General features: G+C 56.6%; 17 protein-coding genes. 9 read left to right on the top strand and 8 right to left on the bottom strand.

Annotation, left to right across the window (positions count from 1 at the left end):
• Positions 1-78: 78 nt before the first annotated feature.
• Positions 79-2,253, bottom strand: a complete 2,175-nt coding sequence (locus tag C8N36_RS21900; protein WP_110768015.1) for a M10 family metallopeptidase C-terminal domain-containing protein — start codon at positions 2,251-2,253, stop codon at positions 79-81.
• A gap of 927 nt (positions 2,254-3,180) precedes the next feature.
• On the opposite strand from C8N36_RS21900, the gene C8N36_RS21905 reads away from it, so the two are divergent.
• Entirely contained in the window at positions 3,181-4,518 is a 1,338-nt protein-coding gene (locus C8N36_RS21905) for a replication initiation protein (RefSeq protein WP_110768017.1), read from the top strand.
• A gap of 433 nt (positions 4,519-4,951) precedes the next feature.
• Here the strand turns inward: C8N36_RS21905 and repB are convergent, their stop codons facing one another.
• The gene (repB, locus tag C8N36_RS21910) at positions 4,952-5,929 is read right to left on the bottom strand and encodes a plasmid partitioning protein RepB (RefSeq protein WP_110768019.1); all 978 of its coding nucleotides are present in this window, start codon (positions 5,927-5,929) and stop codon (positions 4,952-4,954) included.
• Complete coding sequence (repA, locus tag C8N36_RS21915) at positions 5,929-7,119, bottom strand: plasmid partitioning protein RepA (RefSeq protein ID WP_110768021.1); 1,191 nt, start codon at positions 7,117-7,119, stop codon at positions 5,929-5,931. Before repA ends, repB begins: the two co-directional genes overlap by 1 nt.
• A gap of 444 nt (positions 7,120-7,563) precedes the next feature.
• Between repA and C8N36_RS21925 the strand changes: the two genes are divergently transcribed.
• Positions 7,564-8,556 (top strand): glycosyltransferase, encoded by a 993-nt coding sequence (locus C8N36_RS21925; RefSeq protein WP_110768025.1) that lies wholly within the window; start codon positions 7,564-7,566, stop codon positions 8,554-8,556.
• Positions 8,557-8,563: 7 nt separating this feature from the next.
• On the opposite strand, the gene C8N36_RS21930 is transcribed toward C8N36_RS21925, so the two are convergent.
• Positions 8,564-9,439, bottom strand: coding sequence for an ABC transporter permease (locus C8N36_RS21930; RefSeq protein WP_110768027.1), 876 nt, complete (start codon positions 9,437-9,439; stop codon positions 8,564-8,566).
• 103 nt (positions 9,440-9,542) lie between these two features.
• Between C8N36_RS21930 and C8N36_RS21935 the strand changes: the two genes are divergently transcribed.
• The 4 genes from C8N36_RS21935 to C8N36_RS21950 are packed head-to-tail and all read left to right on the top strand — an operon-like array spanning position 9,543 to position 14,035.
• Positions 9,543-11,009 (top strand): KpsE/RkpR family capsule polysaccharide export protein, encoded by a 1,467-nt coding sequence (locus tag C8N36_RS21935; RefSeq protein WP_245911026.1) that lies wholly within the window; start codon positions 9,543-9,545, stop codon positions 11,007-11,009.
• Positions 11,010-11,057: 48 nt separating this feature from the next.
• Positions 11,058-11,726 (top strand): ABC transporter ATP-binding protein, encoded by a 669-nt coding sequence (locus C8N36_RS21940; protein ID WP_110768029.1) that lies wholly within the window; start codon positions 11,058-11,060, stop codon positions 11,724-11,726.
• Between the two features lie 54 nt (positions 11,727-11,780).
• Entirely contained in the window at positions 11,781-12,548 is a 768-nt protein-coding gene (locus C8N36_RS21945) for a sulfotransferase family protein (protein ID WP_170125951.1), read from the top strand.
• Positions 12,545-14,035, top strand: a complete 1,491-nt coding sequence (locus C8N36_RS21950; protein WP_110768034.1) for a glycosyltransferase — start codon at positions 12,545-12,547, stop codon at positions 14,033-14,035. The genes C8N36_RS21945 and C8N36_RS21950 overlap by 4 nt, the downstream gene beginning before the upstream one ends.
• Positions 14,036-14,048: 13 nt before the next feature.
• On the opposite strand, the gene C8N36_RS21955 is transcribed toward C8N36_RS21950, so the two are convergent.
• Positions 14,049-19,979: a glycosyltransferase gene (locus C8N36_RS21955; protein ID WP_110768036.1), complete on the bottom strand. Its 5,931-nt coding sequence runs from the start codon at positions 19,977-19,979 to the stop codon at positions 14,049-14,051.
• Between the two features lie 130 nt (positions 19,980-20,109).
• Between C8N36_RS21955 and C8N36_RS21960 the strand changes: the two genes are divergently transcribed.
• From C8N36_RS21960 to C8N36_RS21970, 3 genes are all read left to right on the top strand, one after another.
• Positions 20,110-20,871 carry a hypothetical protein gene (locus tag C8N36_RS21960; protein WP_110768038.1) on the top strand — a complete coding sequence of 254 codons (762 nt, stop codon included), beginning with the start codon at positions 20,110-20,112 and terminating at the stop codon, positions 20,869-20,871.
• 221 nt (positions 20,872-21,092) lie between these two features.
• Positions 21,093-22,301: an NADH:flavin oxidoreductase/NADH oxidase family protein gene (locus C8N36_RS21965; protein ID WP_110768040.1), complete on the top strand. Its 1,209-nt coding sequence runs from the start codon at positions 21,093-21,095 to the stop codon at positions 22,299-22,301.
• 184 nt (positions 22,302-22,485) lie between these two features.
• Positions 22,486-23,022: a recombinase family protein gene (locus C8N36_RS21970; protein ID WP_110768042.1), complete on the top strand. Its 537-nt coding sequence runs from the start codon at positions 22,486-22,488 to the stop codon at positions 23,020-23,022.
• Between the two features lie 166 nt (positions 23,023-23,188).
• Here C8N36_RS21970 and C8N36_RS21975 read toward each other — a convergent pair whose 3' ends face one another.
• The 3 genes from C8N36_RS21975 to C8N36_RS21985 form a co-directional block, all read right to left on the bottom strand.
• Entirely contained in the window at positions 23,189-24,577 is a 1,389-nt protein-coding gene (locus C8N36_RS21975; RefSeq protein WP_110768044.1) for a phosphomannomutase, read from the bottom strand.
• Positions 24,578-24,699: 122 nt separating this feature from the next.
• Complete coding sequence (locus tag C8N36_RS21980) at positions 24,700-25,893, bottom strand: class I SAM-dependent methyltransferase (protein WP_110768046.1); 1,194 nt, start codon at positions 25,891-25,893, stop codon at positions 24,700-24,702.
• 81 nt (positions 25,894-25,974) lie between these two features.
• On the bottom strand, positions 25,975-26,770 hold a 796-nt coding region (locus tag C8N36_RS21985; protein ID WP_146227691.1), incomplete at its 5' end, for a calcium-binding protein.

A 26,770-nucleotide genomic window follows, 5' to 3' on the forward strand; every position in this document is an offset into this window, starting at 1 on the left:
CTTTGGCAAAAGTTGCCCGCCCAAAAGGCCGACAGGCCCCGGCGATCCAGAACCAAATGGACGGCAGTTTGGCCTTGGTCAGATGATGTCAACAATGGCACCCAAGCCATCCGTCGTCGTCACGCCAAGCAAGGTCAGGCTATCGCCGGTGTCAAAGCTGAGAACAACATTTCCATTGCCATCAATCGATGCATAGCGGTCCAACATCTGCGCTTCGGTCAAAGTGAGCCCGTCGAGTGTCCATATGCGGCTGTGAACCCGCACCAGATCGCCCTCTGCCGCATTGAAGTCGGTAATCGTGTCGTTTTCGGAGAAGCGGAAGAAGCTAAAGGTATCCGCCCCCTCGCCGCCCGTGGCGGTGTCATTGCCGATGCCAAACCAGATTTTGTCATCGCCGCCTTCGCCGTTCATGATATCATGGCCATGGTTACCCAGCAGCCCGTCATTGCCTTCGCCGCCATACAGCGTGTCAGACCAACGGCCGCCATCAAGCCAGTCATTGTGGTCACCGCCATAGATTGTGTCGAAGCCCGCGTCCCCCAACAAACCGTCACTGCCGGCATCGCCATAAATCAGGTCATTGCCCTGTCCGGCCTCAAGCCGGTCATTGTGTGATCCGCCGTGCAGGGTATCTTCGCCGTCACCGCCATAAATCGTGTCATTATGGGCATCACCCAAAAGCAGGTCGTTTTCTGTACCACCATAGATTTCATCGCGGTCCTCGCCGCCCCAAATCGTATCATTGCCGGCATCGCCCATCAAAAGGTCGGCACCGTTCATGCCGCCAATCTTGTCATCGCCATTGCCGCCACGACCGGTATCAGCCCCATCACCCAGCCAAATCCGGTCCCAACCGTTTTCGCCCAGAACACTATCATCACCACCTTGGGTCGTGATTGTATTCGCAGCCCAGTTGCCGGTCACAGTGTCATCACCGCTGCCGGTTATCAGATCCTCGATCGTGGTGTTGCGGGCGATACCGATATTACCAACCAGCCCACCTACGTCAGAAAAACTTTCGGCATTGAGGTTGAAGTTGATGGCATCGGCTTGCGACCGGAAGTCAATTCTGTCGGTGCCGCTGACATCATAAATCGTAATGGTGATGGGGTCCGAAGGCAAAGCCCCATCTGCCAGATACCGGTCCATATAGGTGCCAAGAGTTCCATTTTCGCCCCATGTGGTGTCCCCTGCCGTGGGGCTGGAACTGTCATCGGGCGCGCCGTAATGCTCTTGAATGGCAACGACATCGACCATCATCGCGCTCATGGGTTCGGCATAACTGGCGTCGACAGTTGTGTTGTCGTCTTGTTGAAAATAGGACATCACCGACAGCTGGTAGCTGTCATTGCTAAAGGTAGCGTCATATGGGTAGCTGGCTTCACCGTCATAGCTGCCTTGATGGCCCAGACCCAGCGCGTGGCCGATTTCATGGATATAAGTCGACATCGTGTAAGAGGTCACGCCGGACCCATAACGCCCAATCCAGGAGCTCGAGATGTTTACCGTCGAGCTCAGGATGGTCCCGTCAAGAGTATAGGTCGATCCGGCAAAAGCCCCGCTTTTGTTGTCATCAAACGTGATATCCGCCCCGCCCGAAGACGTTTCCACAAACTCAAGATCGGCCACGGTTTCCCAAGCCTCAAGCGCCCAGCGGGCCAATTTCTTGCCCTCAGAGGTCAACCCATTGAGGTTCACTGTCAGCTCATTGCTTCGCGATGTGTCAAAACTGCGCTCCGAGCCCCAATAGCCTGACAGCAAATAGGTGGCCATTTCATCAATCGTACCCGCGCCATCGGCGCTGGAGGCCTGGGCGTGGGCCTCGCTGGTCAACCGGTAGCTGCCCTGATCGTCTTCACCATAGCCGCGCACATACAAATAGTGAGTGCCGCTGGTCTCAGCCGTAAAGGTCAAGGAAGGTTCTTTGGCAACCGGGCTGACATCGTCACTATAATCCAGATAGCCACCGTTTGCGTCTTGTATCTGAAGGTAAGGGTCCTCCAGCGCATATCCGCTTTGGCTGCCCTCTACCGTAAAGATATAGCTTTGACCTGCGGTCAGGCTGATCTCGATCCAGTCAGTGTCGGAGTCAGAGTTGATCGTCCCGGTAAAACTGTCCCCGACAGACATCTCGTACCGGGTATTGACGCCCCCTGCTGCATCATTGCCCTCTCTGAGTGCCGCAAAAACCGGTTCTGAGTCCAAATGACGATTGGGATCAAAGTTCTGACTGGCGCTACAAAGCGTGCACATACATGAAAACCTTTTTTATTTCGACGTTACTCTAGGTTCAAAGTTGTCTGCCATCCAGTGCCCAAGAACACCGGTTTTGAGGGATTCCGGTTTTTATAGCGGGCGAAAACGGCGATTTCGTGACTAGATGACCCGATCCAGCGCCCGATTTTCAACACCCACGGCCACAATAGCCCCCTTTAACGGACACAAGACCCTATCTCCAAGGACCTTAAGAACTGGTTCAAATCCGGTGGATTTGGCGGAATTGCGCAAAGCAGCTTTTGACCGAGGTGAGGCCCCAATGGCTTGATCATCCAAATAAGGGGATATGTGGTTTCTATCTTTTACGCTTGAGGTGTTTGGGCTCGGGTATGGCTGCGCCCTCTTGCTGAAAATTCCACAATTAAAGTCAAAAATAAGAAATCAACACCCGACATCAGGGGCCGATAGGGTCCCTGTTGTTGTTTAAGTACGTTTAAGAAAACAACGTTTAAAAGGTTTAGCCGGAGTATTTATGTTTATATTCAATAGGATAAAGAGGTAAAGGTGATAGGATATGGGGCGAAAGGTGATAGGATATGGGGCGATGTCTTTTTTAAGGTGATAAGACATGGGGCGAAAGGTGATAGAATATGGGGTGAGAGGTGATAAGATGTGGGGCTTTGCGGAGAGGGTAATCAGTGCATTGATAACAAACAGAAAAATACGCTGAAAACCGGTTTGAGGTGACAAGACATGGGGCGAAAGGTGATAGGATGTGGGGCTGCGCTTTTGATCTTCTGTATTTACAGAGCAAACCTTGCAAGACGGAGCCTGTCAGCTTTCTAAAGGTGATAAGATATGGGGCGGGGAAAATGGAACCGAACCGGTTGTGGGCGAAAAAACTTGCATTCTTGAGGTGATGAGTACAATGGTGACAAAATATCACCTTAGCGAAATCACCTTATGGTCCGTGAGATAAAAGAATACAACAATGACAAGCAGATACTGAAGAAGCATGTATCTGCCATTCACTCGGTTGCGGATCTGACGGCTCTGCAGCGGAAGCTTGTTAATGCGTTGCTGTACAATGCGTATGACACTCTGGTCACTGAACGCGATCACCATATCAACACTCGTATTTTGTGTGACATGATCGGGTTCGACAGCAAAAACACAGCCTACCTGAAAGAAGCGCTGGTTGGCATCGTTGAAACGGTGATGCAATTCGACATCATGGAGGATGACGGGGAACGGTCTTGGGAAGCCATGTCACTTTTGACCTATGTGAAGGTGAAGGGGGGGATGTGTACCTATCGATATGAGCAATCTCTTGCGGAAAAGCTCTTTCATCCCGACATCTACTCGAAAATCAACTTGAGCGTCTTGCGCAGTTTGCGCAGCTCCCATGCACTGGTGCTGTATGAGAACTGCAATCGGTATGTTGGCATTGGACAAACACCGGTGTGGGATCTGGGCCTGTTCAGAAAGCTTATGTCCGTCGAGGGGCGCTACAAGGAGTTCAAGTTCCTCAAGCGGGATGTGATCATGCCCGCGATGAAAGAAGTGAACGAGCATTCAAATATTCAGGTCGAGGTGCTGACGGTCCGCAAAGGGCGGTCGGTTGCCGCCTTGCAGTTTACCGTAAAACCCAACCCTCAGATGGCGCTAATAGGGATGGATGATGAGGACGAGATCTCTTCGACGGCGGCCTATCAGGCCTTGTTGAAAAAAGGTGTGTCTAAAACTCTGGCGCGGTCTTGGGTGATTGACTACGGCGAGGCCTACGTTCTGGACAAGGTTGATCTAACCACGTCGCAGGTCGCGAATGGAAAAATCAAATCATCGACAGCGGGATTTTTGAAGGCAGCGATCGAAGAAGACTTTCACAATGAAAATGCCGAAAAGCAAAAGCGCCTCGATGAGGTTCAAACCGCCAAGATCGAACTGAAAAGCCTTGAGCGCCAGAGGGAGGTTTTGAAAGCCTCCCAAAAGGCGCAAGAGGTTTCATACCGGATGCACTGCGGCGATCTGATTAAAACGGTATGGACCCCCCTGCCCCAGACGCAGCAAGATGAAATTCGCACCGAATTCAAGCGCGGCCTCGGGGGGCGTATCTATGTTGATGCCTTTAACAAGCATGGCTGGACAGATATTCTTTGCGCATCAGACATTCGCAGTTTTTGGGAAAGTCGCGGCATCACATTCCCCTCGCCTGCCGAGTGGGCAAACGAAAACGGCGCGCAAGACCCGCAGGCATTGAAAGCGCAGATTGATGCGCTGGATGCCCAACTTAAAAAGTAGCCATGTGCCTGCATGTGAATGTGCCTGACGGACAATTGTCCGCGGACAAAAGATGGCTTCAGGCCGCAACAAACTCAAAAGGCTTTGTCTTCTGCGCCCATGGATTTGGTCAGGCTTTTGTGATTGAGACCGCCCTCTCGGATCAATGAACCACCCTCTTGAAAAGATGCTGCGCGCTGCTTGATGGTCGCACACCAGTTGCGGCGGTGGGAGCTTTCGGAAGGCGATTGTCCGCGGACAAAATCTCAGCGGAGTGCCCTTCGGAAGCAGCAATTTATTGTCAAAGTGCCCGGCTGTGAAAGGCACTGAATTTTCAAAGGGCAGAAAACTGCGGCATATTTCCGGCAGCGAAAACCGCTGGTGTTGACCGGCGCAAAATGCAAACGGGGCTTTGGTGGGAATACCCTGTGGTGCGTTTCTGCCCGATCAAAGATCAGTTGGGCTTTGTATCAGACTGCCATGCCTCATACAGGCGCATGAGCTCCGCTTCGGCGTTCTCACGCATCCACCGGGCGAACTCAGGGGTCTGCGTTTTTGACAATTTGACGGTCACTGCGCGGGCGGTTTCTTTGACTTCAGCCAGCGCGGTCCCATCGCTTAACGTAATGGATATAGCGGGAAGGGCGGGCGGTTTGTCCGCGATCTTGGACAAAACCGATTTGTTGACTGCGTCACTAATCAACCCAAAACGATCTTCTGAGGTTTGGCTTGTCCTAAGATTGAGATTGGCTGTGATCTGCTCAATGTCGATGTCTTCTTTGCGCAGCAGGTCGGCAAGCTCTTCCCAGCGTCTTCGCCCGATACCATGGGCAGACCCAATCTGCTCAATCACGGGTTTTGGAACAGATCGGGCGACCTTGGCCATGCGTGACAGCATCGGCTTGTCCAGCGCCAAGGCGTCCAAAATAACAGTTTGCGCGTACCCAGAAGAGGCGAGCTCCGCCGCGAAAAGCGCTTTTTCAATGAAACTGGGGTCGAGGCGTTGGGTGTTTTCTTGCCCCTGCGCAAGAATGGCCGCCTCGTCTGAAAGGGATCGGACAAGGGCCTTTGCCGTCAGACCCAAAGAACGCAGCGCGCGCAATCTGCGGCGACCGTACACAATCCGGTAGTGCCCGGGTTTGTCCGCCATGGGGCGCACCATAATCGGCACTTGCTGGCCATGTGCCTTGATGCTTTCAGCCAGATTAAAGACGTCGGCATCCGTGAAGCTGAGACGGTCCTTGGGACCGGCCTCTTCAATGACATCAACGGAAATCTCTCTGACTGCGTTGCTCGCGACATCTTTTAGGGTGGATTTGACGCCGCTCATTGCACCGGTATTTGGAAAGCGTGGTTTTTGGTCCGCGCCGGGGGCTGGTGCGGCATCTGCATCTGGTGGGGGCGGGGGGTTGAACAGGTTTCTACGGGCCATCAGTCGGTTTCCCTTCCCCAAGCGGTCTGGATGGTTTTCTCGAACTCATCGGCGACACCATTCACACTTTCAAGAATGCGAACCAGTGTCTTTTTAACGACATGTGACGGGTCCAGCTCGTATATCGTTTGCTGCGTCATACCCGCGTCGGAAATTGCAGTGGATTTGAGCATGGGCGTGGTCAAAACCTGATCCAGAAGTATGGACCGCAAGAAGCCGGCCATTTGTGACTGGGGAACATCCGTTGGTTCATATCGGGCGATCAGAAACTTGAGAAAGTTCCAATCTATCGGTCCTGCCGCATCTTCGAGAGCCTCAACCGTTTCCCCGGCCATTTCCAAAAACTGGGCCATCGAGGCGACATCCAACATGCTGGGGACAACCGTTATCAAGAGGCCGGTTGATGCCAAAAGGGCTGTCATGGTCGTAAAGCCGAGCTGAGGCGGACAGTCGATGATAACGAGATCATAATTGGCTTCGACTTCGTCAAGCGCGATGGCAAGGCGCTGCGTAAACGGCGGGTCAACTTTGTGTTGCAGGGCGTAGGCCGTCTCGGTTTCGTATTCGGACAACAAGAGCCCGGCGGGAGCAAGGTCCAGATTGTGAAAATAGGTCTTTCGAATGACCTGACTCAGAGGCACAGGGTTTTCGTATTTTAAAGCGTCATAGATCGTGCCGCTTTCTGCGAATTCAATTTCGGGGCGATACCCGAACATCGTGGTCAGGCTGGCCTGCGGGTCCATGTCGACCGCAAGAACCCTGTATCCGCGCAGCGCATAACGTTGCGCCAGGTGGATCGCACTGGTTGTTTTGCTGCTGCCGCCTTTGAAGTTGACGATAGAAATGATCTGAAGGGGGTCATTCTCACGGCGTCCGGGTCGGTATGAGTCCCCATTCCGGCCGGTCCGCGCCATCACCTCGCGAATTTGGTCGATGTCTTCGGCGGAATAGAGCCTGCGGCCTCTGGAATCGGTCTCGACTTCGGGAAAGTCACCGTCTTGATGACGGGTTCTAAGGTTTGACAGGCTAATGCCGGTCAGCTCGGAAACCTCCGCAGGATGAAACTTGCGCAAGGTTTTCCGGCTGTCAGGCTGGAAGCTGTTGCGCATATGGCTGTTCAGCGCCTCCGACAGGCGGGTCGCGTTTGATGCAATGGAGGCTGCTATAGACTTGGTTTCTACAGTTTTCATGTTCGATTCCACTCTGCCAGACGACCTCTTATTGGGTCGTTCGCGTTTCGTCGCTAAACGGCGTTAATTTTGCCATTTAGCGACAAGTTAACACATGGCACGCAACTTATTCCCACACAACGCTTTTTTGACTTTTGTACCGTCTATGGGGCGGGCGTTCAGTGAAGGGGCGTTCCGTATGCCATTAATATAAAAGTGAAATAAGGAAAGGAACCTGATCAGGTACAAGATGCAGTATGGCCAATGTGGCACGCTTTTTCACATCCAGAAGCGGTTTGATGTCTCCGGCTGGGGGGGGCGCAACAAACAGCCTGGAACCAGCGCAGCTGTCATAGGAGCGCTTAAACGCCCCTGAGACCCCGGTATAGGCGCGGCTGGCCACGTCCAGAGATTTGACAGCCCCGCGAATTTATGTGCCTAAGCGCCACAACTTAAGGAAGCGATATGAACGCAGGGCGCGCCCCCCAAGACATGCGGCTGGTGGCCGTGATGGTCAGCTATAACCGGCTTGAGCAGCTCAAGGTCAGTTTGGCCCGGTTGCTGCAAAGCGCGCCGGCGCATCTTGAAGCTGTTGTGGTGATCGACAACGCCTCAACCGATGGCACCGAGGCCTGGCTTGCTACGCAATCGGATCCCCGCCTTTGGGTGTTTCGCAGCGCAACAAATGGTGGCGGTGCTGGCGGGTTTGAACAAGGCATGCGCCATGCGGTTGATCGTTATGATCCCGATTGGCTGGTGGTGATGGATGATGATGCGCGCCCCGAACCCGGTGCCCTGGGGGTTTTTCAATCCCGTGTGCAGTCCGGGGATTTGGACGGGGTCGATGCGGTGTCCGCTGCGGTCTACCATCCCGATGGCCGGATCTGCGATATGAACCGGCCTTGGGTGAACCCGTTTTGGCACAAAGATGCGTTTAAGCGCACGGTGAAAAAGGGCCGTGAAGGCTTTCACATGGGCCAAAAAGATTACGATTGTGAGACACCGCAACGGATCGACGGCGGGTCTTTTGTTGGATTGTTTGTGTCGCGGCGCGGGCTGCAGATTGGCGGCTTTCCGGACCCGAGTCTGTTTATATACGGTGATGATGTTCTATATACGCTGCGTCTGTCGCGGGCAGGCGGGCACATCCGCTTTGATCCCGGCGTGCGGTTCGAGCACGATTTTACCACGCTGACCGAAGGGGCACAGCGGTTTCGTCCGATGTGGAAATGCTATTATCATCACCGTAATTTGCTGATGATCTACCGCGAGGCGGCTGGGTTATGGTTTTGGTTGGTGCTGCCCTTGGTTGTGGTCAAATGGCTGTCTAAAGTCCGGTTCTATAAGGGCGCGCGCGGGCGGTTTCTGGCATTGGTGGCGCGGGCGCTGCGCGACGGGCTTCTGGGCCGCACAGCTGTGGATTTTGCGCAGGTCAAACGCTGGACCGCCGAGGATTGATTTTGGCTTAGTTGTTCAGGATATCCCGGTGAAACCGCGCCATGAGAATAATGCCGAAAAACAAAAAGATCAGACTGAACAACACGCAATAGGTTACCGAGATGTAATCGGGGTTATACGTCGGATAAAACCCGTCGCGCATCGTGGCGGTTATATGCACCAAGGGATTGTACCACAAAATTTCCCGAACCTTGGCCGGCAAATCTTCGTACATGAAGATCACGCCGGACAACAAAACCAGTGGCCGCGAAATGATTGACCAGAACTGCTTCCAAACAGGAAACAGCCCATCGACGGCGCAATTGAACACGCCAATCGACAGACCCAAGAGACAGGTCATACCAAAGCTGGTCAGAATCGGGCCGCCGTCTAGCGCAACGCGGGTATCGGTGACCGCGAGAAGGCTGGCGCAGATGACCAAAGTGACCAGGATTCCGGTCAGCGAATTTAACACAAAGCGCGCCAGCATGGCATCTACCCAGGTTACCGCCGGATACATCAGAAGGGCGCGCGAAAAGCTGATACTGCGCGCAATGGCTTTCGAGAGGCTTTGAAACAGGGTAAAGGGCAGAAACCCGGTCGCATAGAACAAGATGAAACTATTGCCGATCGGCGGCGATCTCAGCATCACTGAAAAGCCTATCGCCATGATCAAAATAACGCCCATCGGCTCAAGCAAGGCCCAAACATATCCCCCCGGAGAGCGTCCGTAGCGCGTTGCCATTTCCCGGATCATCAAGGCTGTCACGGCTTTACCTGTGGCAAAGCTGCGGTTGGTTCCATAGCCCGGCTGCTGGCCGGGCCTTTGGGCCTGACGTATGGGCGTGGGCGCCCGGGGGATGCCCGCATGCGGTGCAGAAGGCGGGTTCACAGGTCGGGTCATCAGGGTGCTGTCTCATACTGGTCAAGGGCCTGCCCATTATGGTAAACGGCGAAGGAATATCCAACAGGCTTTCTACAAGGCCATAAAGACCGAAGGCATATCGATGACCGAAGGCACAGGGGCCCCCGCAAAGCCGGTTCATCCGGCAGGCGGGGCGACAGCGCAAAAGCCGGGCCAGCAAGGTGCTCCGGCAGCACCATCCACGCCAAAAGGGCAGGGGAGGGCTGTGGCTGCAAAACCGCCAGCCCCCAAAATTGTGCCTGCGGCCCCGAATCCGGGAGCGGCCAACAGAGCAGGACCCAAAAAGCAACCGCCTGCAGCCCCCAAGGTGGCACCGCAGCCCGCCCAGAAACAGCCCGCCCAGAAACAGGCCCCCAAACCGGCCGCAAAATCGGCGTCCCAACCGGGAGAAAAGCCGGTCAAGCCTGTCGCGACCCGCACCCGTATGCGGCGGCGACACTGGGGCCTTGTCATGTCCTTTGTCGCGGTGGTCTTGGTGCCATTTTCCGTGGTGTGCTTTTACCTTTGGGCGATTGCCGCTGACCAATATGGGTCGGTCACCGGATTTACCGTGCGCAAAGAAGAGGGCGGAAATGCCTCTGAACTGCTGGGGGGCTTGTCGCAGCTCACAGGCTCCAACAGCGCGTCGGATGGTGATATCCTATATGAATTTGTCCTGAGCCAAAGTCTGGTGCAGGCGGTCGAAGCCGAAACCGGGCTGGTGGCGCATTACACCCAGCTTTGGCCCAAAGACCCGGTCTTTGCCCTATGGCCCGACCCCACCATCGAAGACCTTGAGTGGTATTGGCAGCGGATCGTCAAAGTGGCCTTTGATTCGGGATCGGGATTGATCGAGGTAAAGGTTTTGGCTTTCGAGCCGGAAAAAGCCCGACAAATCGCGCGGGTTATCGTGGACAAAAGCCAGGAGATGATCAACGCCCTGAACGTGCAGGCGCGCGAAGATTCCATGCGCTATGCGCGCAGCGATCTGGCCGAGGCGGTTGAGCGGCTGAAAATTGCACGAGAGGCTCTGACCGCGTTTCGCACCCGAACCCAGATTGTTGATCCCGAGGCGGATATTCAGGGCCGCATGGGGGTGATGAACAATCTTCAGCAACAACTGGCCGAGTCGCTGATTGAATATGATTTGCTCAGCGGGACGACCAATGCCGATGATCCGCGACTTGTCCAAGAAAGCCGCCGCATTCAGGTGATCCGGGACCGCATTGCCAGTGAACGCCAAAGTTTTGCTTCGGAAGGCCCCTCCGCCGGGACGGGGGCAGATGCCACCGGAGATGACTATCCCAGCCTGATTGCCGAATATGAAGGGTTGATTGTGGACCGGGAGTTTAGCGAAGAAACCTACCGCGCCGCATTGACGGCCTTGGGGCTTGCCCGCGCCAATGCCCAACGCCAAAGCCGCTATTTGGCCACCTATGTCCGGCCCACCTTGGCCGAAAGCAGCGAATACCCGCGCCGCAGCACCATCGCAGCACTGTTTGGTCTGTTTGTACTGCTGACCTGGTCGGTGCTGGCTTTGGTCTATTATTCGATCCGCGACAGGGCGTAACGATATGTTTCGTACTCTTAGGGGGCTGAACCGGGAAGGGGGGGTGCAATGATCCGTTTTGACCATCTCACCAAAAGCTTCCGGCTGCGCGGCGAACGCAAGCTGGTGATCGACGATCTGGATATAACCTTGCCCTCGGGCCAGTCGCTGGCTCTGTTGGGGCGCAACGGGGCAGGAAAATCCACCTTGTTACGGATCATCGCTGGCACCATGCGCCCCGATAGCGGGCGGGTGATCAGCGATGGCTCTATCTCTTGGCCGGTGGGGTTTGCGGGATCGTTTCACGGCGAATTGACCGGCGCGCAAAATGTGCGCTTTATTGCGCGGATCTATGGTGTGGATACCGATGAGCTTGTGGATTTTGTTAAGGATTTTTCGGACATCGGCAAGCATTTCGACATGCCGGTGCGCAGCTATTCATCCGGGATGAAATCACGTCTGACTTTTGGGGCGTCAATGGGCATCCATTTTGACACCTATCTGGTGGATGAGGTGACGGCGGTGGGGGACGCGGCCTTTCGCGCCAAAAGCCGGCGGGTGTTTAACGAACGGATGAAAACATCCTCTGCAATTATGGTCAGTCATGAAATGGGGCAGATGCGCGAGTTTTGTGATGCCGGAGTGGTTTTGACCGGCGGCGAGCTTCTTTATTTCGACAATATCCACGAAGCCATTGAGGCCCATCTTGAAATCATCAGGATTGCGCAGGATGGTTGAAACTTGCCCTGCTTTGCTAAATAAGCCGCCTCATGTAGAAGAGGCCTAATATTTGTGCGTGCAATCCTGTCAAAACTTGGATCTCCGCGGCCCGCTCCGCACCGCTTTGTTATTTTAGGCCTCCCGCGCAGCGGCACGACCTATCTGACCACCTTGCTCAATGCACATCCGAAAATGTCCTGCACGGGAGAACAGTTTAATCCGCGGGCAGTGGTGGGTTTGGACGAACAGGACGACAGCTATGAAGCCGTTGTGGCAAACCGTGACGCCGATCCTGTGGGCTTTATGCAGCGCATCTTTGAAGAGCCGCATCCGCGGACGGTGAAATGGGCTGGCTTCAAGTTTATGCTGGGGCACAACATTTCGGTTTTTAAGGCGTTAGAGGCCGATCCCGATATCACGCTGGTCTATGTCTGGCGCGAAAACCGTCTTGCGCAGGTGACGTCTTTGATCAAAGCGGCCCAAAGCCAAAGATGGGCGCAGGGCAAAGAAGATAGCGCATACGTACAGGCAAAAATTAACGCCTCGCCGCGCCAGATCAGCCATCGCTGGCATGAACTGGCAATGACAGATTACTTGTTTTCCTCTTGGTTGGCGGCGCAGCCGCATCGCCAGATCAGCATCGAATATCGCGATATGTTTGCCCCCGGTTTCAACGGGAGGATTTGCGAGTTCTTCGGATTAAAGGAAGACCGCGACATGAAAAGCCCGCTGGTCAAACAGGGCAGCAATACGATTTTGGACCGGATCGAGGATCAAAAAGCGGTTCGGCACTATTTCAATACAATCGGGTACGGGCGCTGGCTTGAGGATGAATTGTGAAAATCCTCTATTACAACTGGGTTGACTACCTGGATGATGAAAACCGCGGTGGCGGTGTGTCTGTCTATCAACGCAATCTGGTGCGGGCTCTGGCTGGCCACTCCGATGTCAGCGTCGCCTTCTTTTCATCCGGAGTGGCTTATGACCTGCTGTCGCGCGTGCCGCGCTGGGACGTGGTCGATCAAGGCGATGCCTGCCCGCGCTATGTAATCGTCAATTCAGGGGTGATCGCCCCGGCGCATCACAGTTATGGTGATGGCGCTCAGTTGGATCATCCAGAGACAGCAGAAACGGTCTATGATTTGATTGATCAGACTGGCCCATACGATGTCTTGCATTTGAACAACCTCGAAGGCCTGCCGGTTTCGGTGCTTGAGGGGTTCAAGACGCGCTGGCCGCAGATGCGGATTGTTGTGTCTTTGCACAATTACTATCCGTTTTGCCCGCAGGTGAATTTTTGGCACCAAGAGCGGATCAGCTGCACCGGATTTGATGAGGGGCGCAATTGCGTGCACTGTTTGCCGGCCCGTCATAACCAGCGCAATCTGCAACTGGCGGCGGGGCTGAGCTGCCAGCTCAAATCAATGGGGTTAAAGCCGGGCAGTTGGGCGTTTGATGTGGCGTTGTTCTGGTCGTTGCGCTTTGGGGCCAAGACGGCGCTTTTGGCGCGTAGGCTGCGCGGTGTCCCGCGGCGGATGCGCAGGCAGAGCCTTGGCAGCACCCCCGGTACGCTTGAGGTGGTGGCCCGCCCTGATGGTACGCCTTTTGCTAGCCGGCGGGCGCAGATGGTGGCGGCGCTGAACGGATTTTGCGACAGTGTGCTGTGCGTTTCGGATGCGGTGCGCACACTGGCCGTGGCGCATGGAATAGACCCGAAGCTTGCCCATACCAGCTATATCGGCTCGCCCGAGTCCGCACGTTTTGCCCAAACGGTCCCCCGCGCGGTGCCGCAATCGGGTGACAGTGTTCTGACCTTGGGCTATCTGGGCTATATGCGCCGCGACAAAGGCTTTTATTTTTTGCTGCAAGCGCTGGAAACCCTGCCGCCGGATTTGGCCGGACGGGTGCGGGTGGTGATTGCCGCGCGGCGCGGTGACAAGGCGACCATGGGCCGTGTCGCAGCCTTGGGCAGCCATCTGAGCGAAGTCGATTACGCCAACGGGTATGGCCATGACGATCTGGACCGGTTGTTGGCGCAGGTCGATGTCGGGCTGGTTCCGGTATTGTGGCACGACAACCTGCCACAGGTGGCGTTAGAAATGCATGCCCGCCACATTCCATTGCTCTGCGCCGATATGGGCGGGGCTCAGGAGCTGGGCAACTGTCCGGAAATGGTGTTTCCCGCCGGCAACATAGAGGCCTTTCATGCCCGGATTGCGGCGCTGCTGGACGGGAGCGTCGATTTTGACGGCTACTGGCAAGGGGCCCGTCCACCCACGGGTATGCCAGCCCATATCGACGGGTTGTTGCCACACTATCGCGGCTAGGCCGCCCTTTTGGTCAGGTCTGTAGCCGCTGTTTGACAAACGGGCTTTGGTGCCACGGCACAGAGAGTTCCGGGTCATGGATCTGGCTGCGCGCCTCCGACGTCAGTGTCAGATACTTCTTGTATTCCGCCGCATCCCCCCAGTGCTGGCCGCGGGCGACTTCGGCCTTGGCTTTGGCGCGGAAGGCGGCATTGTACTTGAAATGGCCAAAGATCAGCTCGCGTTTGGCCACCTGTGCATCTGCGATGAAATGCAGACCCGCCGACAAATGCATAAACGGATGATAGCGCAGCAGCGCCAGCTTTTGGGCCACAAACAGATTGGGCGTTGAGCCGGGGATCAAACGGTGGCGTAGCGCGGATGTCCAAGCCGGTGCATCGCAATAGGGGCCGCGCATCAGGCAATGATCTAGAAACGGATCGCGATCGGCAAAGCCCGCTTCGGCAAAGGGGTCGCCGCTGGCAAAATCTGCGGCCTCAAGCGGCCCTTCGGGATACATATCAAGCATAAAGATCCGCACGGCTTCGGCGCTGTCAAGATCCGGGGATTTTAGCAAATCAGGCAAGGTTTGGGTCTGGTTTTCCTGCCAGACCAGCAATTCATCCGCATCGGCAACCAGCGACCATTTGTGCATGCGAAAGGCGGCCATCATCGCCTGTTGCCAGCCGACGCCATAAGCCGATTTGTTGTAGTCGGTATCAACAGAAAACAGCGCGACATCGGGTTGCTGCGCCAGATATTCCAAGGTGCCGTCATCAGAACAATTGTCTGCAATCAAAAACGCAGTCACGCCAAGGCGGCGATAATGGGCCAGAAAATGCGGCAGCATGAACATCTCATTGCGCATGCAGGCAACCACCGCAACGTCGGCGTCGCGGGCGGCCTGGACTGTCGCCTCGGAGCTGATGAGTTCCAGCGCGTTGCTTTGAAACCCCAGACGGGCCGCTTGAAAGCTGGGCCAAATTTTGGGGGGACGCAAATCATTGGTTTTGAGCTGCGCCATCGCCCCGGCCAGATCGTGGTGGTTATCAAGGTGTGCCAATTGCAGTGGCGCGGCCTGAGACGGCAAAAAGCTGTTGAGCCATGTCGCGACCGGGATCGCATCCTTGTGCGAGCGGCGGCGCACCGAGGTCAGGTAATCTTCGTCAGAGACATGGATACTGCGCAGGGCCAGCAGATCGCCCAGCATTTTGTCTTCCATAAAGGAGGCGGCAATAATCTGTTGTCCCGATGCGCTTTGGGCAGCATCCAGCGCGGCCTTCATCGCAGTCCGGCTGAGGGCATAGCCCGAACCGCCATCCGCATAAGACGAGGGCTCTGGTGACTTATCCAGCTCGAAGCGCCCGCGGTCCGACGTGGATTTCACTTGGTGCCAAGCACGGTCCAACTGACCCGGAGCGCGTTCTAGGCGGCGGCCGTAATAGTGGCTTTTGCGGTAGCTGAGAGATTGGAAAAACAACGGGGCATTGAGAAAACAATCATCGTCGATTTTCAGCATATGCGCGTAGGGGGTGTTGTCATGCACCCATTTGATTGCGGCCAATGTCTTTTGCGGCAGGCCTTCGTAATCGTCGGGGGCCTCAAGATGCACCACATCGCCGCGCAATTGCCCGTCTCCATCGCCGACAACCACCACATAGGGAATGCCCAGATCCTTGAGCATCGTCAGCCAGCTGGCACGCAGGGCAGGGATGCGGTCATCAAGATAGGCGCGGCAGGAAAAAACCGTGACAACCGTATCATACAGGGGCGAAGCCGGAGCGCAGGGCAGCAGATCTTGGGCGAAAGGCGGGGCTTCCAGTTCCAGACACAGGCGCTTTGCATCTTGATCGGGGTGCCCCGCAAGCCGCGCCAAAGGCGAGACAAGCGCCGACGCATGGGGCAGTTCGCGCCGGGCGAGGGCGGGGACATTTGCGATCTGCGCATCGATCCATTGGGCAATCGGGCCGCTGGGTTGGCCCTGATCTAGACGGATCGCCAGCAAGCTGAGCCCAAGGCCGATCCCGAGGAAGCCTTGATCGATCCCGCTGAGCGGTTCAAACGTTTGCAACAGCGCGCTGTCTGATCCGGTTTCGGGGGATTTCTGCGCGGCTTCGATGCGCCGCGCGGCGCTGTGTTGGCAATCCAAGTGAGGCGCGCGCGTCACCAATGGATAGAGATCGGCGATCCCGTCGCGGGCCAGATCCATCAAGGCAGGATCGATCGGGGGGCTGGATGGGAAGGCCAGATGCCGGATCGCGGCGCCTGCGGGGTCTTTGGGGCCAGCCAACAGCGGGGCCGTCGGGCCGGTGCTGCTGGTCGGGCCAAGCAATTCAACACGCAAGCGGGCCGCTTCAAGACTGCCTTCCGCCTCGAAAAAGCATAGGGCGCGGTCGATTTCCGCCAGATTGGATGTGCCTGCCTTGGCTTCAAGAATGGTGTTGAAATAGTGATGCGCCTGAGCCAGGTGCGCAGGAACAGAGCCTGTTTCATCGATCATCTGCCAGAATGTCCGCGACAGACCATAGATGCCAAGACAGAATTTATGCACATCGCGGTGCATCTTGTCGGTACGTTTCAAATCGGTGACCAGCCAGACTGCGCTGCGCGTCATCTCGCGGCAATGGGTGCGGCCCCAATAGGTTTCGGCTTGGCCGCGGACCAGCGCCATCCATGAAAACAGCATACCATCGCGCAGGCTATCGGGCACCCCCGATAGCGTTTGTGCGCGCCGCATGGCCCAAGACACCGGCGGTGTCAAAATCCAGCCCTCATCGCTGCGTTTTGCCAGATCCTGCGCGGCCTCTTCGAGGGCGTCATAATCGCCGTTCAACAGCATAAACGGCAACATCGCCGATAGGCTCCAGACATCGCCGCCCGGCGCAGGGGTGTAGTTGTTTACACCAGCGGCGCGGGCCTGATCATAGAGAACTTCAAAGGTCTGGCCCTGGCTGCAAAACACTTCGGACAGGTTGAGATACAAAAGTTTCAGACTGTCTTTTGGCAGCGCTATATCGGCCAGGGTCTGGGCTGGATCCACAGGCGGGTGCGCGCTTTGACTTTGTGAAAAACGGGTCAGGGCCACATTGATCTGCGCCGTGACAGGATCGGGCTTTGCCAAAGCCTCTTCGACAATTGGTATATGGTCTTGGGTCGGGGCCGCTGCGGGCCGTTGGAGATAATCCGAAAGGCCAAGCCCGTGTGACAAGGTGTCGACAGCGTATTGTGTGGCTTTGGGCAAAAGCGGCAAGAGATTGCCCAGTTGCACATGTTCCAACACCAGTGCAGCCAATGCAGCATCCTGTTTTGCCAATCCCTGATCGCAGACCGTCACAATCCGGTCGGCCATGTCTTGGCGGCTAAGCGATAGGGCGCTGCCACCTGAGAGCGAGAATGTGACTTTGTCTTTACCGGTTGCCCATATCTTTCCCGATGGCTGTGCCACCAGTCCGGCTTGATGGCCGCTGAAAGTGGCTTCGGTTACCAGCATCGGCACACCGTCATGATCAAGCGTTTGACCCTGCGCAGATTGCGCCGCGCGCAGCATCAAACGCGGGTCCAGCGCCAGTTCCTTTGTGGGCTTTTGCGGAATGATGTCGGTGGGGTTGATCCCGACTTCGGGCGAAAAATGGGTGATCTTGTCCAAAGAGGCAAAACCGCTGCGCCGCCAAAGGCGCCGCTGGGTGAGATGAAACACCTCTTGTCCGTCAACAAGAACGCGGACTGTCGGCCGTGCAATATCGATTTGAACAACATGGCCCTGCCGGCTGAGGGCAAAGGGTTTGATACGCTCTGCCCGCCAACGCCCGTCTGTGTGGCTGTCATTGCAAATAATTCTCTGTTCTTTCAGGCGAAACGACAGATGCAACGGAATGTGCGGTCCCTTTTTGATGTTAAAATCGAGATTGGCAAAATCGGCTTGCTGAAAATCGACGCGAAACTTCAAACAGGCATGGGTGTGGACAGGAAAGAGATACTTGGGCGGTGATTTGGTCTTGGCGGGTTTCGCAGGGTGGGGCACCAGCGCAGGCAGCCCAAGCAGGCTTTGCGGGTTCAGGATCTTGGCCAGACGCGGGCCGATATTGGGGTCAAATCCGGCGGGATCCACATGGGGACCGGAAAAGCCGCGCAACAGGCTGTTGGCGCTCATGGTGGCCAGTGACAGGGTTTTTCGTGGGCCAGAGGCGGGTAGGGCAGTGTCGATATGGTGGCGCAGGACACGGGCATAAAGCCGCTTTTGCCAACCCAGCGGCAGGATGCCTGTGGCGCTGGCGGGCAGGGCGCGCAGCATGGACTTATAGGTTAGGCTTGCTGACACTGCACGCGGGGGCGGCGCGTCAAATGCGGCGATTGCGGTGGTCGGCCAGGCCACATAGGCCCCACGCTTGGCCACCAGCATCGCGGCAAGGCCAAAGCCCCAATCCGGACCAACGCCGGTTTTCGCGCGGGGGCGTGAGGCAAATTTCAGACCCTGTTCCGCCAAAAAAGACCGTTTGAACAGCTTGGTTTGTAGATGGGGACCGGCGCGTAAAGCTTGCGCAGCGGTGATCTGTTCGGGGGCGGCAATGTCAGGATCACCCGGTTGCCATGGCGCATCCAACAACCCGGATTCCACCGGTGCATCCGGCCCTGTTCCCATTCGAAATGCGGATTGGGTGACGTCGGCGTCATGGCGCAGTGCGGTCTCAACCCAGTCGGATAAGGCGGCCGGGTGCAGCACATCTCCGGCGGTTAGGAAATGCACATAGAGCCCCTGCGCCAGATCAAGGCCAGCTTGTAATAGGTTGTTTTTGAAAGGAGGTTGAGCCAAATGGATCTGGGCCAAAGGCGTGTCCCTGGCGGCGTTTCTGGCGGTTTGCGCGGCTTTTTCACCCTCACAGATCACCAGGATTTCGCGGCCGGGACCAAATTGCGTGGTCAGGCTGTGCAGCGTGTCTTGCAAAGCCTTTGGACCGGTCGCGTTTGCGGTGCAGGGAACAACCACACTCAGCGGCAGTTGGCCAGAGATCTCAAGGCCCCATGCGCGGGCAATGTCAGGGTCCCAATCGGCACTATAGGTCAGGCCCTGATCGTTGAGAAAATCGACCGTAGCCGCCACAAAGCGGGATCGGCGGACGGGATCTTTGAGGGCGGTGCTGCGCTCGAAACTCAGGCGCGATACCATGCGGGCCATGGCTTGGGCACCGCCGGGTCTGGAGCTGGCGTGCATCAGCTGTGACATGTCGCGCAGCACATCGAATTGCTCGAACACCCGGTCACTGTCTTGGGTGGTGATTTGGCCGATGCGGCCTTGGGTTTGCAAATAGAGCGGCTGTGGCAGGTGCAAGATATGATCGGTCCGATCAGCAGCCCTTAGAAAAAACCCGTGGTCTTCGAACCAAAGTCCTTCGTCAAAGCGCAAATCTTCGATCAAGGCGCGGCGATAGAGCTTGTTCCACGCCGAGGGGAAATGGCGCACCACATCGGACCAGTCATGAAAGGCGAAACGCTGCGGTGTGTGGTGCAAAGACAGGTCTGCGCTGCCGTGAATGGCGGAATGGGTGGTGCCATTGCCATCTGGAAAACACGACTGGATCCCGCAGGCCACCCAATCCGCACCGCTGTCCTGCAAGGCCTGCCAAAGCTGGGCCAGATAGTCCGGCATCACCCGGTCATCCCCGTCCACAAAAGCAATGCAGCCCCCGCGGGCATGGTCCAATCCGGTATTGCGCGCGCCGGACAATCCGCGATTTTCTTGAACGATCACCTCAAAGCGCGGATCACCGGCGATGGCGCTTCGGGCGATTGCGGCGCTGTCATCGGTGGACCCGTCATCAATCACAATGACTTCGAAATTTTCAAAGGTCTGACTGCGCAGACTGTGTAGGCAGGCAGCGATGTGACCCGTGACGTTATAGACCGGAACAATCACCGATATGGAAACAGATGGTGTCAGGGCGGTTTGGCCGGAACGCGTCAGTGTCATGAGATCTCTGCAGTAAGTTAACGCGGTTGTACCGCGAGTTGTGGGGCTTTGCACGAGGGGAAAGCGCGGCTTGTCGGCAGAGGGGCTAGATGCTACCAGATTTGCCAACAATGCAGGTAGGATAGGTCACGTGAGTTCCCCGTATATCATCTGGACGTTGCGCCGCACCGGCGGCACCACACTCGCAGGGCTTTTGGCAGTCTTGTCAGAACATTCTGGCGTTCAACACGAACCTTTTAACCCCGAGCGGGTATTTGGCGCGGTCACGAAAGGCTGGTTTGAACACAAGGATGAGGATCTCTTGCGGGCAGATCTAAAGCGGGTTCTGGCGAAACGTCCTTTGATCAAGCATTGTTTTGAATTGCTGCCTGATCCGTTCAACCGGCTGTTGCTCGAGGTCTCGACCGAGCTTGGCTATGTGCAGATCGTGCTGGACCGCGAAGCCGAGGTCGACCGGATTTTGTCATTGGAATTGGCCCGGCTGACCGGAGCGTGGGGTAAACAAGAGGCCTGGAAAGTGTTTCAGGATTTGCAGAACGGCACAGCGCAGGCTGCGCCGTTTGACGCGCCGGGTGCGGTGGCGCACCTAAAAGTCTGTCAGACCTACCGGCACAAGATAAAGACGTTGATGGATGATCACGGTATCACACCGTTTGTGGTCTATTTTGAACAGGTCTATGCGGACCCTCAAAAGGGGCGCCAAAAGGTGGCAGACCTGTTGGATTTCTTGGGTATAAATCCGGCGGATCACGGCAACTACAACGCCTTGCTCACCGTTGCCTTGACGCAAAAGGGCCAAAAATCGGGTCGGATTTTGGATTTTGTGCCCAATCTCGATACCACGCGTATCCAGCTTGAAGAGGCGCTCGGGGATGCACCGTTCCGGTTCTGAACCAAGATCTGCGCGTATGGCCGCTTTTGCGAACGGGATCTTTGGAAAACAGCCATTGTTTTTGGTGGAAGCGGCCGTTTTCGCCGGTGATAGATAACCATGAGTTTCGGCTGGCGCGGTGTCTCAGATAGAAGTTCGATCTTGCTTTTTTCGCCGCACAGGGGCGCTGTGTGCGTGCGTCAGCGGTCAATGGGTTAGTCCAAAATTGTCGGGAGTTTGCAATGCAGCGGCATGTAAATCTATTTGAGCCACTCGAACTGCCCTGCGGTGCCGTCCTTAAGAACCGTATCGCAAAATCGGCCATGTCGGATTCGTTGGGGGATGGAACGGGGCATCCGACAGCAGAGCAGATAAACCTTTACCTGCGATGGGCAGAAGGTGGGGTGGCGGTATCCATTGTCGGCGAGGTTCAGGGCAATCCCGGCTACGCGGAGAAACCCGGCAATCTCGTGCTCAACGAGATGTCCGACCTCAAGAGCTTTCGGAAATTGGCCGAAAATGGCGGCAGCAACGGTGCCCTTCTTTGGGTGCAACTCGGTCATGCCGGAGCGCTCTCCTACGCTCCGACGAGCAATCCAAAGGGACCAAGTGCGCTTGATGTGCCGGGTTTGCGCTGCGCTGAAATGAGCGACGACGAAATCCACCAAGTCCCCAAGGAATTCGCGCGGACAGCACGCCTCGCTCAACAGGCCGGTTTTGGCGGAGTAGAGGTTCACGCGGCGCACGGGTTCTTGCTTAGCCAGTTCTTGTCACCGTTGTTCAACAAACGCTGTGACAATTACGGTGGCCCAATCCAGAACCGCATGCGGCTTCTATTGGCCTCCATAGACGCGATCCGTGCCGCAGTCGGGCCGTATTTTCCGATTGCTGTAAAACTGAACTCCTCCGATCTTCTCGAAGGAGGGTTCGCCGAGGATGAGGCGCTTCAGGTTGTTGCCGCGCTCGATCAGTCTTCGGTCGATTTGATCGACATCAGCGGCGGAACCTACTTTCCCGGAGCAAAATCCGCTTCTGACGGGTCGGGGCACGGCCCCTATTTCATTCAGTTCGCCAAGCGCGCACGTAAGTTGACCTCCAAGCCTCTTATGCTGACCGGCGGTTTCAAGACACGTGAACAGGCCGATGAGGCGGTCACAAGTGGGGCTGTTGATATTGTCGGTCTCGCCCGTGCGCTGGTGCTTGAGCCTTCATTGCCAAATTACTGGATGAAGAACCGGTTGCGCGAACCTGCGTTTCCAAGGTTCGCAGAGGCTCCGGAGGGCGGCGTGACCGCGTGGTACACAATGCGGTTGACCGAGATCGGGGCGGACGAAGAAGTGCCAGAGTTTGGAGATTTGATGCTGGCCGTGCGGGATTACGATGCAAGGGATGGCGCACGGGCGGAAATCTGGCGAAGCCACTTCGGCAACGATACTGTGGCCCTAAAGTGATGTCTATTGGAGCCAGAAATCGTTTCTTTTCTCGTCGGCCAGCCCCCCTTGTCAGACCCTATCGGTCAAAAACGGTCGTTTTTGACCCTTGCGCCCTGCCGGCCTGTTTTCAGGACACTTCTGAGGCTCAAAAACCCGGGTCAAAACAGATTGTGTTTTGAACCGTTTTTGATACCGTCCAAACATGATTATTGGATATGCACGTGTCTCGACAGCGGACCAAAACCTTGATGCCCAAATCACGGCTTTGACAGAAGCCGGTGCGGAGCGCATTTTCGCGGACAAGATCAGCGGAGCAAAAAGATCACGCCCTGAGCTTGATCGACTTTTGGACCAACTCAGACCGGATGATGTGGTTCTGGTGACCAAGTATGACCGCCTTGCGCGTTCTCTGGTCGATCTTTTGGACATCGTGGCCCAGATCGAAACCGTGCAGGCGGGGTTCAGATCCCTTGCCGAAGATATTGACACAACCACACCAGCGGGGCGTCTGATTTTCCACGTATTTGCATCCATCGCCCAGTTCGAGCGTGAACGCATCCGGGAACGGACGATGGAGGGGCTCAAGGCGGCTAGAGCAAAGGGCCGCGTCGGGGGGCGCCCCCCCGCCCTATCAGCGGATCAGAAAGCTGAAGTGCTGCGGTTAAAAAGCGAGGGGCGGGCGATGAAGGACATCGCAAATTTGTTCAAGGTGAGCTTGGCGACGGTAAAACGGGTGTAGCAAAATACCCTTCAATCCGGATCACATAAGTCCTGACCTACGCCAAAGCTTGCTCATTCATAACGGGAGTTTGAGGGGCCGGTTTTAGACCAGCCCGCCCTGCGCGGAGTCCTCAAATTGCTCAAGCGCCTAATGCGCTTGAGCAAAGTTGAAGCATCGCGCGTCCCTATCCGAGGCTGTCTTGCAGCTTTTTCAGGTGCGTCTGAACGAGAGACTGGGCAATTCCGGCGCTGGGGCCTTCGGCATAGCAGCGGCATTCGGGGGCATTTCCCGATGGGCGCAGATGCACCACAGCGCCGCTGGTGAATGTGACCCGCAGCCCGTCTGTGGTATCAATCCCCTGTTCGGCTCCCGCCTCAAAGAACGCGGCGCGCGCGGCGGCGTCTTGGGTCAATTGCGCGATAAAGCTGTTTGAGACCTCGGTCGGGATGCCAGCGATACGGTCTGCAGCGGTGAAACAGGCCGGGAGCGTTGCAACCAGATCAGCGAGACTTTGTCCGGCGGCCTTTGCGGCAGCCAAAGGCGCAATGATCGGCAGAAGGCAATCGCGGGTCATCAGGGGTGCCAGCGTGCCAGCTACTCCTTCGGCGTCAAAGCCTAAAAGGAATCCGCCATTGGCTTCATATCCCACCACCTTGGCTGCCGGATCGGCGGTCAGCGTGCTTTCCATTGCAGCGATCACATAGGGGGATCCGATGCGGGTCAGATGTACGGTTGCAAAATCATCCATCCCCAAGACCATCGAGTTCGACGAAACCGGCGTACAAAGGACCGTGGCGCCAAGACTGCGGGCCGTCAGCGCGCCCAGAACATCCCCCAAAACCACGGTGCCGGATTTATCGGCCACCATCGGCCGGTCCGCATCGCCATCGGTCGAGATCAGCGCATCAAGGTTATGCTCTGTGCACCAGCCAGCCAGCATGCCACGGGTTTGCGGGTCCAGCGCTTCGGTGTCGACAGGGATAAAGACATCAGAGCGGGCAAGCGCGACTGGCTCGGCGCCAAGGGCCTTGATCACGTCAACCATCAGGTCACGCGCAACGGAGCTGTGTTGATAGATGCCGATGCGCAACCCGGCCAGAGCCGCTGGGCCAAAGCCCGTCACATAGCGCGCCAGATAGGCGGTGACTGCAGCTGATCCATCCGCCTCGGCGGCATCCAATCCGGCGCTGTCACGGCCCAAATGCGCCCCAATGGCGATTTCGTCCTCTTTGGAAATCTCGCCGTTGGGGACGTAGAATTTAAGACCGTTGCGGTCTGCGGGGATATGGCTTCCGGTGACCATCAAAGCCGCCTGCCCTGCATGCAAAGACGAGAGCGCAAGAGCAGGGGTTGCCAGCGCGCCGCAATCGATCACATCAACGCCTTCAGCGAGGGCTGTGCGGGCCACAACGGCGGCAATGTCGGGGGACGAGGGGCGTAGATCCCGCCCCAGATGCAAAGCGCCGCCATGCGGACAGGCGGCCAAAAATGCGCGGGTGTAATCGGCGACAAGGTCGTCAGTCAGTTCAGTCACAAGGCCGCGTAATCCGCTGGTGCCAAATTTGGGGGGCATGGAGCGTCTCCGATAAAGAATGGGGCGCGCTGAGGCACCGTAAATACGTGGGTCTTGTGCCGCACAGCGACGCGGCACTCAAGGGGCGCGCAGAACTTAAGGGGCCAAGATCGGAAGTGCGTCTAGCGTATGAAGGGCGGGCACAAGCCGATCCAGGCATTTTTTGCGGCGGATATCGTGAGGGTTTGACCGGCACGGTTGGCAGGCAGCGCAATGCGCCGCCAAGATTGCGGGGCCCACGATCCGGCATTTGCGGACTGGATGTCTTCTACCTCAAGGATGCAGATATCTTTTCCCTCCTGCGCGACGCTGATCTGGCCATAGCTTTTCTGCGTCACGCCCAGCATCAGCTCAGTGGCGGGGGCATCAAGGGTGAAGGACGCGGTTTCGGTTTGTCGCAGCCCGTAAAAGGCTGTCCCAACCGGATCGCGAAAGGCGCGGGTTTCTTGAGGGCCTGACAGTTTGGGAAAGCGTACAGGCGGCGGCGGAGTGCCGGAGTTCTTGACCAAGATCCCTTCAAGCCAATAGCGCGCAAACAGTGGCGGCAACGGCGCTTGGTGCACTCCGGTGGCGGTCAGTTGGGCAAAATCATCAAGGTTTCGCGGTTCGAACCAGCGCAAAGGATAGAGATTCATCATCGGTTCGGACCAATTGTCCAATAGCAGATGCTGGGCCAGTTGATCGGGCGGCGCGATGGCAAGGTCAAATTCCTCAAACCCCACATGCTGCCCGTTGCGATATAATCCCAGCTCTACGGTCTCTTCTGATCGCACACGGGTGCGCCAGCTTTCATGAGCTGACCTGTCGATAAATTCCTGAGCCAATTCAGGTGGCATCATGTGAAAATAGGGCAGTTTGGTCGAATGGTAGTCGATTGGTGCAATGCGGTTCGGGGCTTCGCCAAAGTACAACAAGCCATTTTCCGGCAGCATGTCCCAACACAGGCGCAGCGTTGCCAAACGTTCGGCGACGGTCAGATGTTCCAGCACCGCATATAAAAAGATAACATCAAACTGCTCTGCCGCCAGAACTTCGGGCAGATCATCGGCCGCTTGCAGGCGTATATCGGCATTGTTGATGTTCAAGGCGCGGGCATTTTCACGGCCCAGCTCAAGCGCATGGGCATCCAGATCAATTCCGACGTAGCGGTCAAACAACGGGGCCAGCGCGCAGAGTTTAGGGCCCTCGCCGCAGCCAATTTCCAGCGCGCGTAACTGGTTCAGCGGCCGGCCGGATTGGCGCAGTTGTGGCACAATAAAGCGTGTGGCCTGTTGATAGCGCTGCTGGAACTTTTTTCCCCCATGTGACCCACCCATATCCGCACCCGTTCCCCGTGTCCTGCACGCAGGTTCTTAACAACGCAAAGAGGGGGAGGACAAGGAGTCGGTCCTCGCAGATCAGGAAAACAAGAAATCATCCGACGAAATTGTGGACCGATCTACCCCATCCAGAAGGATCTCTCCTCCCCCCGCGATGTGCACAAGGGTGCCATCGTTTGTGGCCTCAATCGTCAAGGCCCGATAAGAAGAGGCAGGTCCATTTATGCGGATATGATCAATGCCGTTTTCGAAGTCACCGATCACATCATTGCCCGGGTTTGCATAAAAGACAAAGGTATCGGCACCCGCGCCCCCCCACAGCCGGTCATTGCCACCGCCGCCCGACAAGATGTCATCGCCGGTGCCGCCGTACAGGGTGTCATTGCCAACGTCGCCAGCCAGCGTGTCATTGCCCGCGCCGCCATAGCCCAGATCATTGCCGACATTGCCCCAAACCCCGTCATTGCCATTTTCGCCATATAGGGTGTCATCACCGGAATAGCCGCCGACGTTGTCATTGCCATCTCCGCCGTATTGCAAATCGCCCTCGCCGCCGCCCCAGACGATGTCATTGCCGGTGCCGCCGTGCAAAGTATCGACGCCGGTGCCTCCGCCCATCATATCGTCGCCCGCGCCGCCCCAAAGATCATCATTGCCTGCGGAACCCCACAGCTCATCTTGGCCATCACCACCAAGCAAAATGTCGTTGCCTGCGCCGCCGCCCAGTGTATCGCTTTGGCTGCCGCCATCCATCCAGTCGTCGCCATCGCCGCCCCATAGCGCATCAGCTCCGGTTTCTGCGCGCAAAGAGTCATTGCCGTCCTCGCCGAAGAGAACATCATCCCCGGCCCCGCCATTGCCCGAGTCGTTGCCA

Origin of the sequence: Pelagimonas varians (genome assembly GCF_003208435.1) — a bacterium.
Lineage (GTDB): Bacteria > Pseudomonadota > Alphaproteobacteria > Rhodobacterales > Rhodobacteraceae > Pelagimonas > Pelagimonas varians.

Excerpts from the sequence above, each read along its gene's own strand:
- C8N36_RS21900 (WP_110768015.1), bottom strand. The coding sequence starts at position 2,253 with ATGTGCACGCTTTGTAGCGCCAGTCAGAACTTTGATCCCAATCGTCAT.
- C8N36_RS21905 (WP_110768017.1), top strand. The coding sequence starts at position 3,181 with ATGGTCCGTGAGATAAAAGAATACAACAATGACAAGCAGATACTGAAG.
- repB (WP_110768019.1), bottom strand. The coding sequence starts at position 5,929 with ATGGCCCGTAGAAACCTGTTCAACCCCCCGCCCCCACCAGATGCAGAT.
- repA (WP_110768021.1), bottom strand. The coding sequence starts at position 7,119 with ATGAAAACTGTAGAAACCAAGTCTATAGCAGCCTCCATTGCATCAAAC.
- C8N36_RS21925 (WP_110768025.1), top strand. The coding sequence starts at position 7,564 with ATGAACGCAGGGCGCGCCCCCCAAGACATGCGGCTGGTGGCCGTGATG.
- C8N36_RS21930 (WP_110768027.1), bottom strand. The coding sequence starts at position 9,439 with ATGACCCGACCTGTGAACCCGCCTTCTGCACCGCATGCGGGCATCCCC.
- C8N36_RS21935 (WP_245911026.1), top strand. The coding sequence starts at position 9,543 with ATGACCGAAGGCACAGGGGCCCCCGCAAAGCCGGTTCATCCGGCAGGC.
- C8N36_RS21940 (WP_110768029.1), top strand. The coding sequence starts at position 11,058 with ATGATCCGTTTTGACCATCTCACCAAAAGCTTCCGGCTGCGCGGCGAA.
- C8N36_RS21955 (WP_110768036.1), bottom strand. The coding sequence starts at position 19,979 with ATGACACTGACGCGTTCCGGCCAAACCGCCCTGACACCATCTGTTTCC.
- C8N36_RS21965 (WP_110768040.1), top strand. The coding sequence starts at position 21,093 with ATGCAGCGGCATGTAAATCTATTTGAGCCACTCGAACTGCCCTGCGGT.
- C8N36_RS21970 (WP_110768042.1), top strand. The coding sequence starts at position 22,486 with ATGATTATTGGATATGCACGTGTCTCGACAGCGGACCAAAACCTTGAT.
- C8N36_RS21975 (WP_110768044.1), bottom strand. The coding sequence starts at position 24,577 with ATGCCCCCCAAATTTGGCACCAGCGGATTACGCGGCCTTGTGACTGAA.
- C8N36_RS21980 (WP_110768046.1), bottom strand. The coding sequence starts at position 25,893 with ATGGGTGGGTCACATGGGGGAAAAAAGTTCCAGCAGCGCTATCAACAG.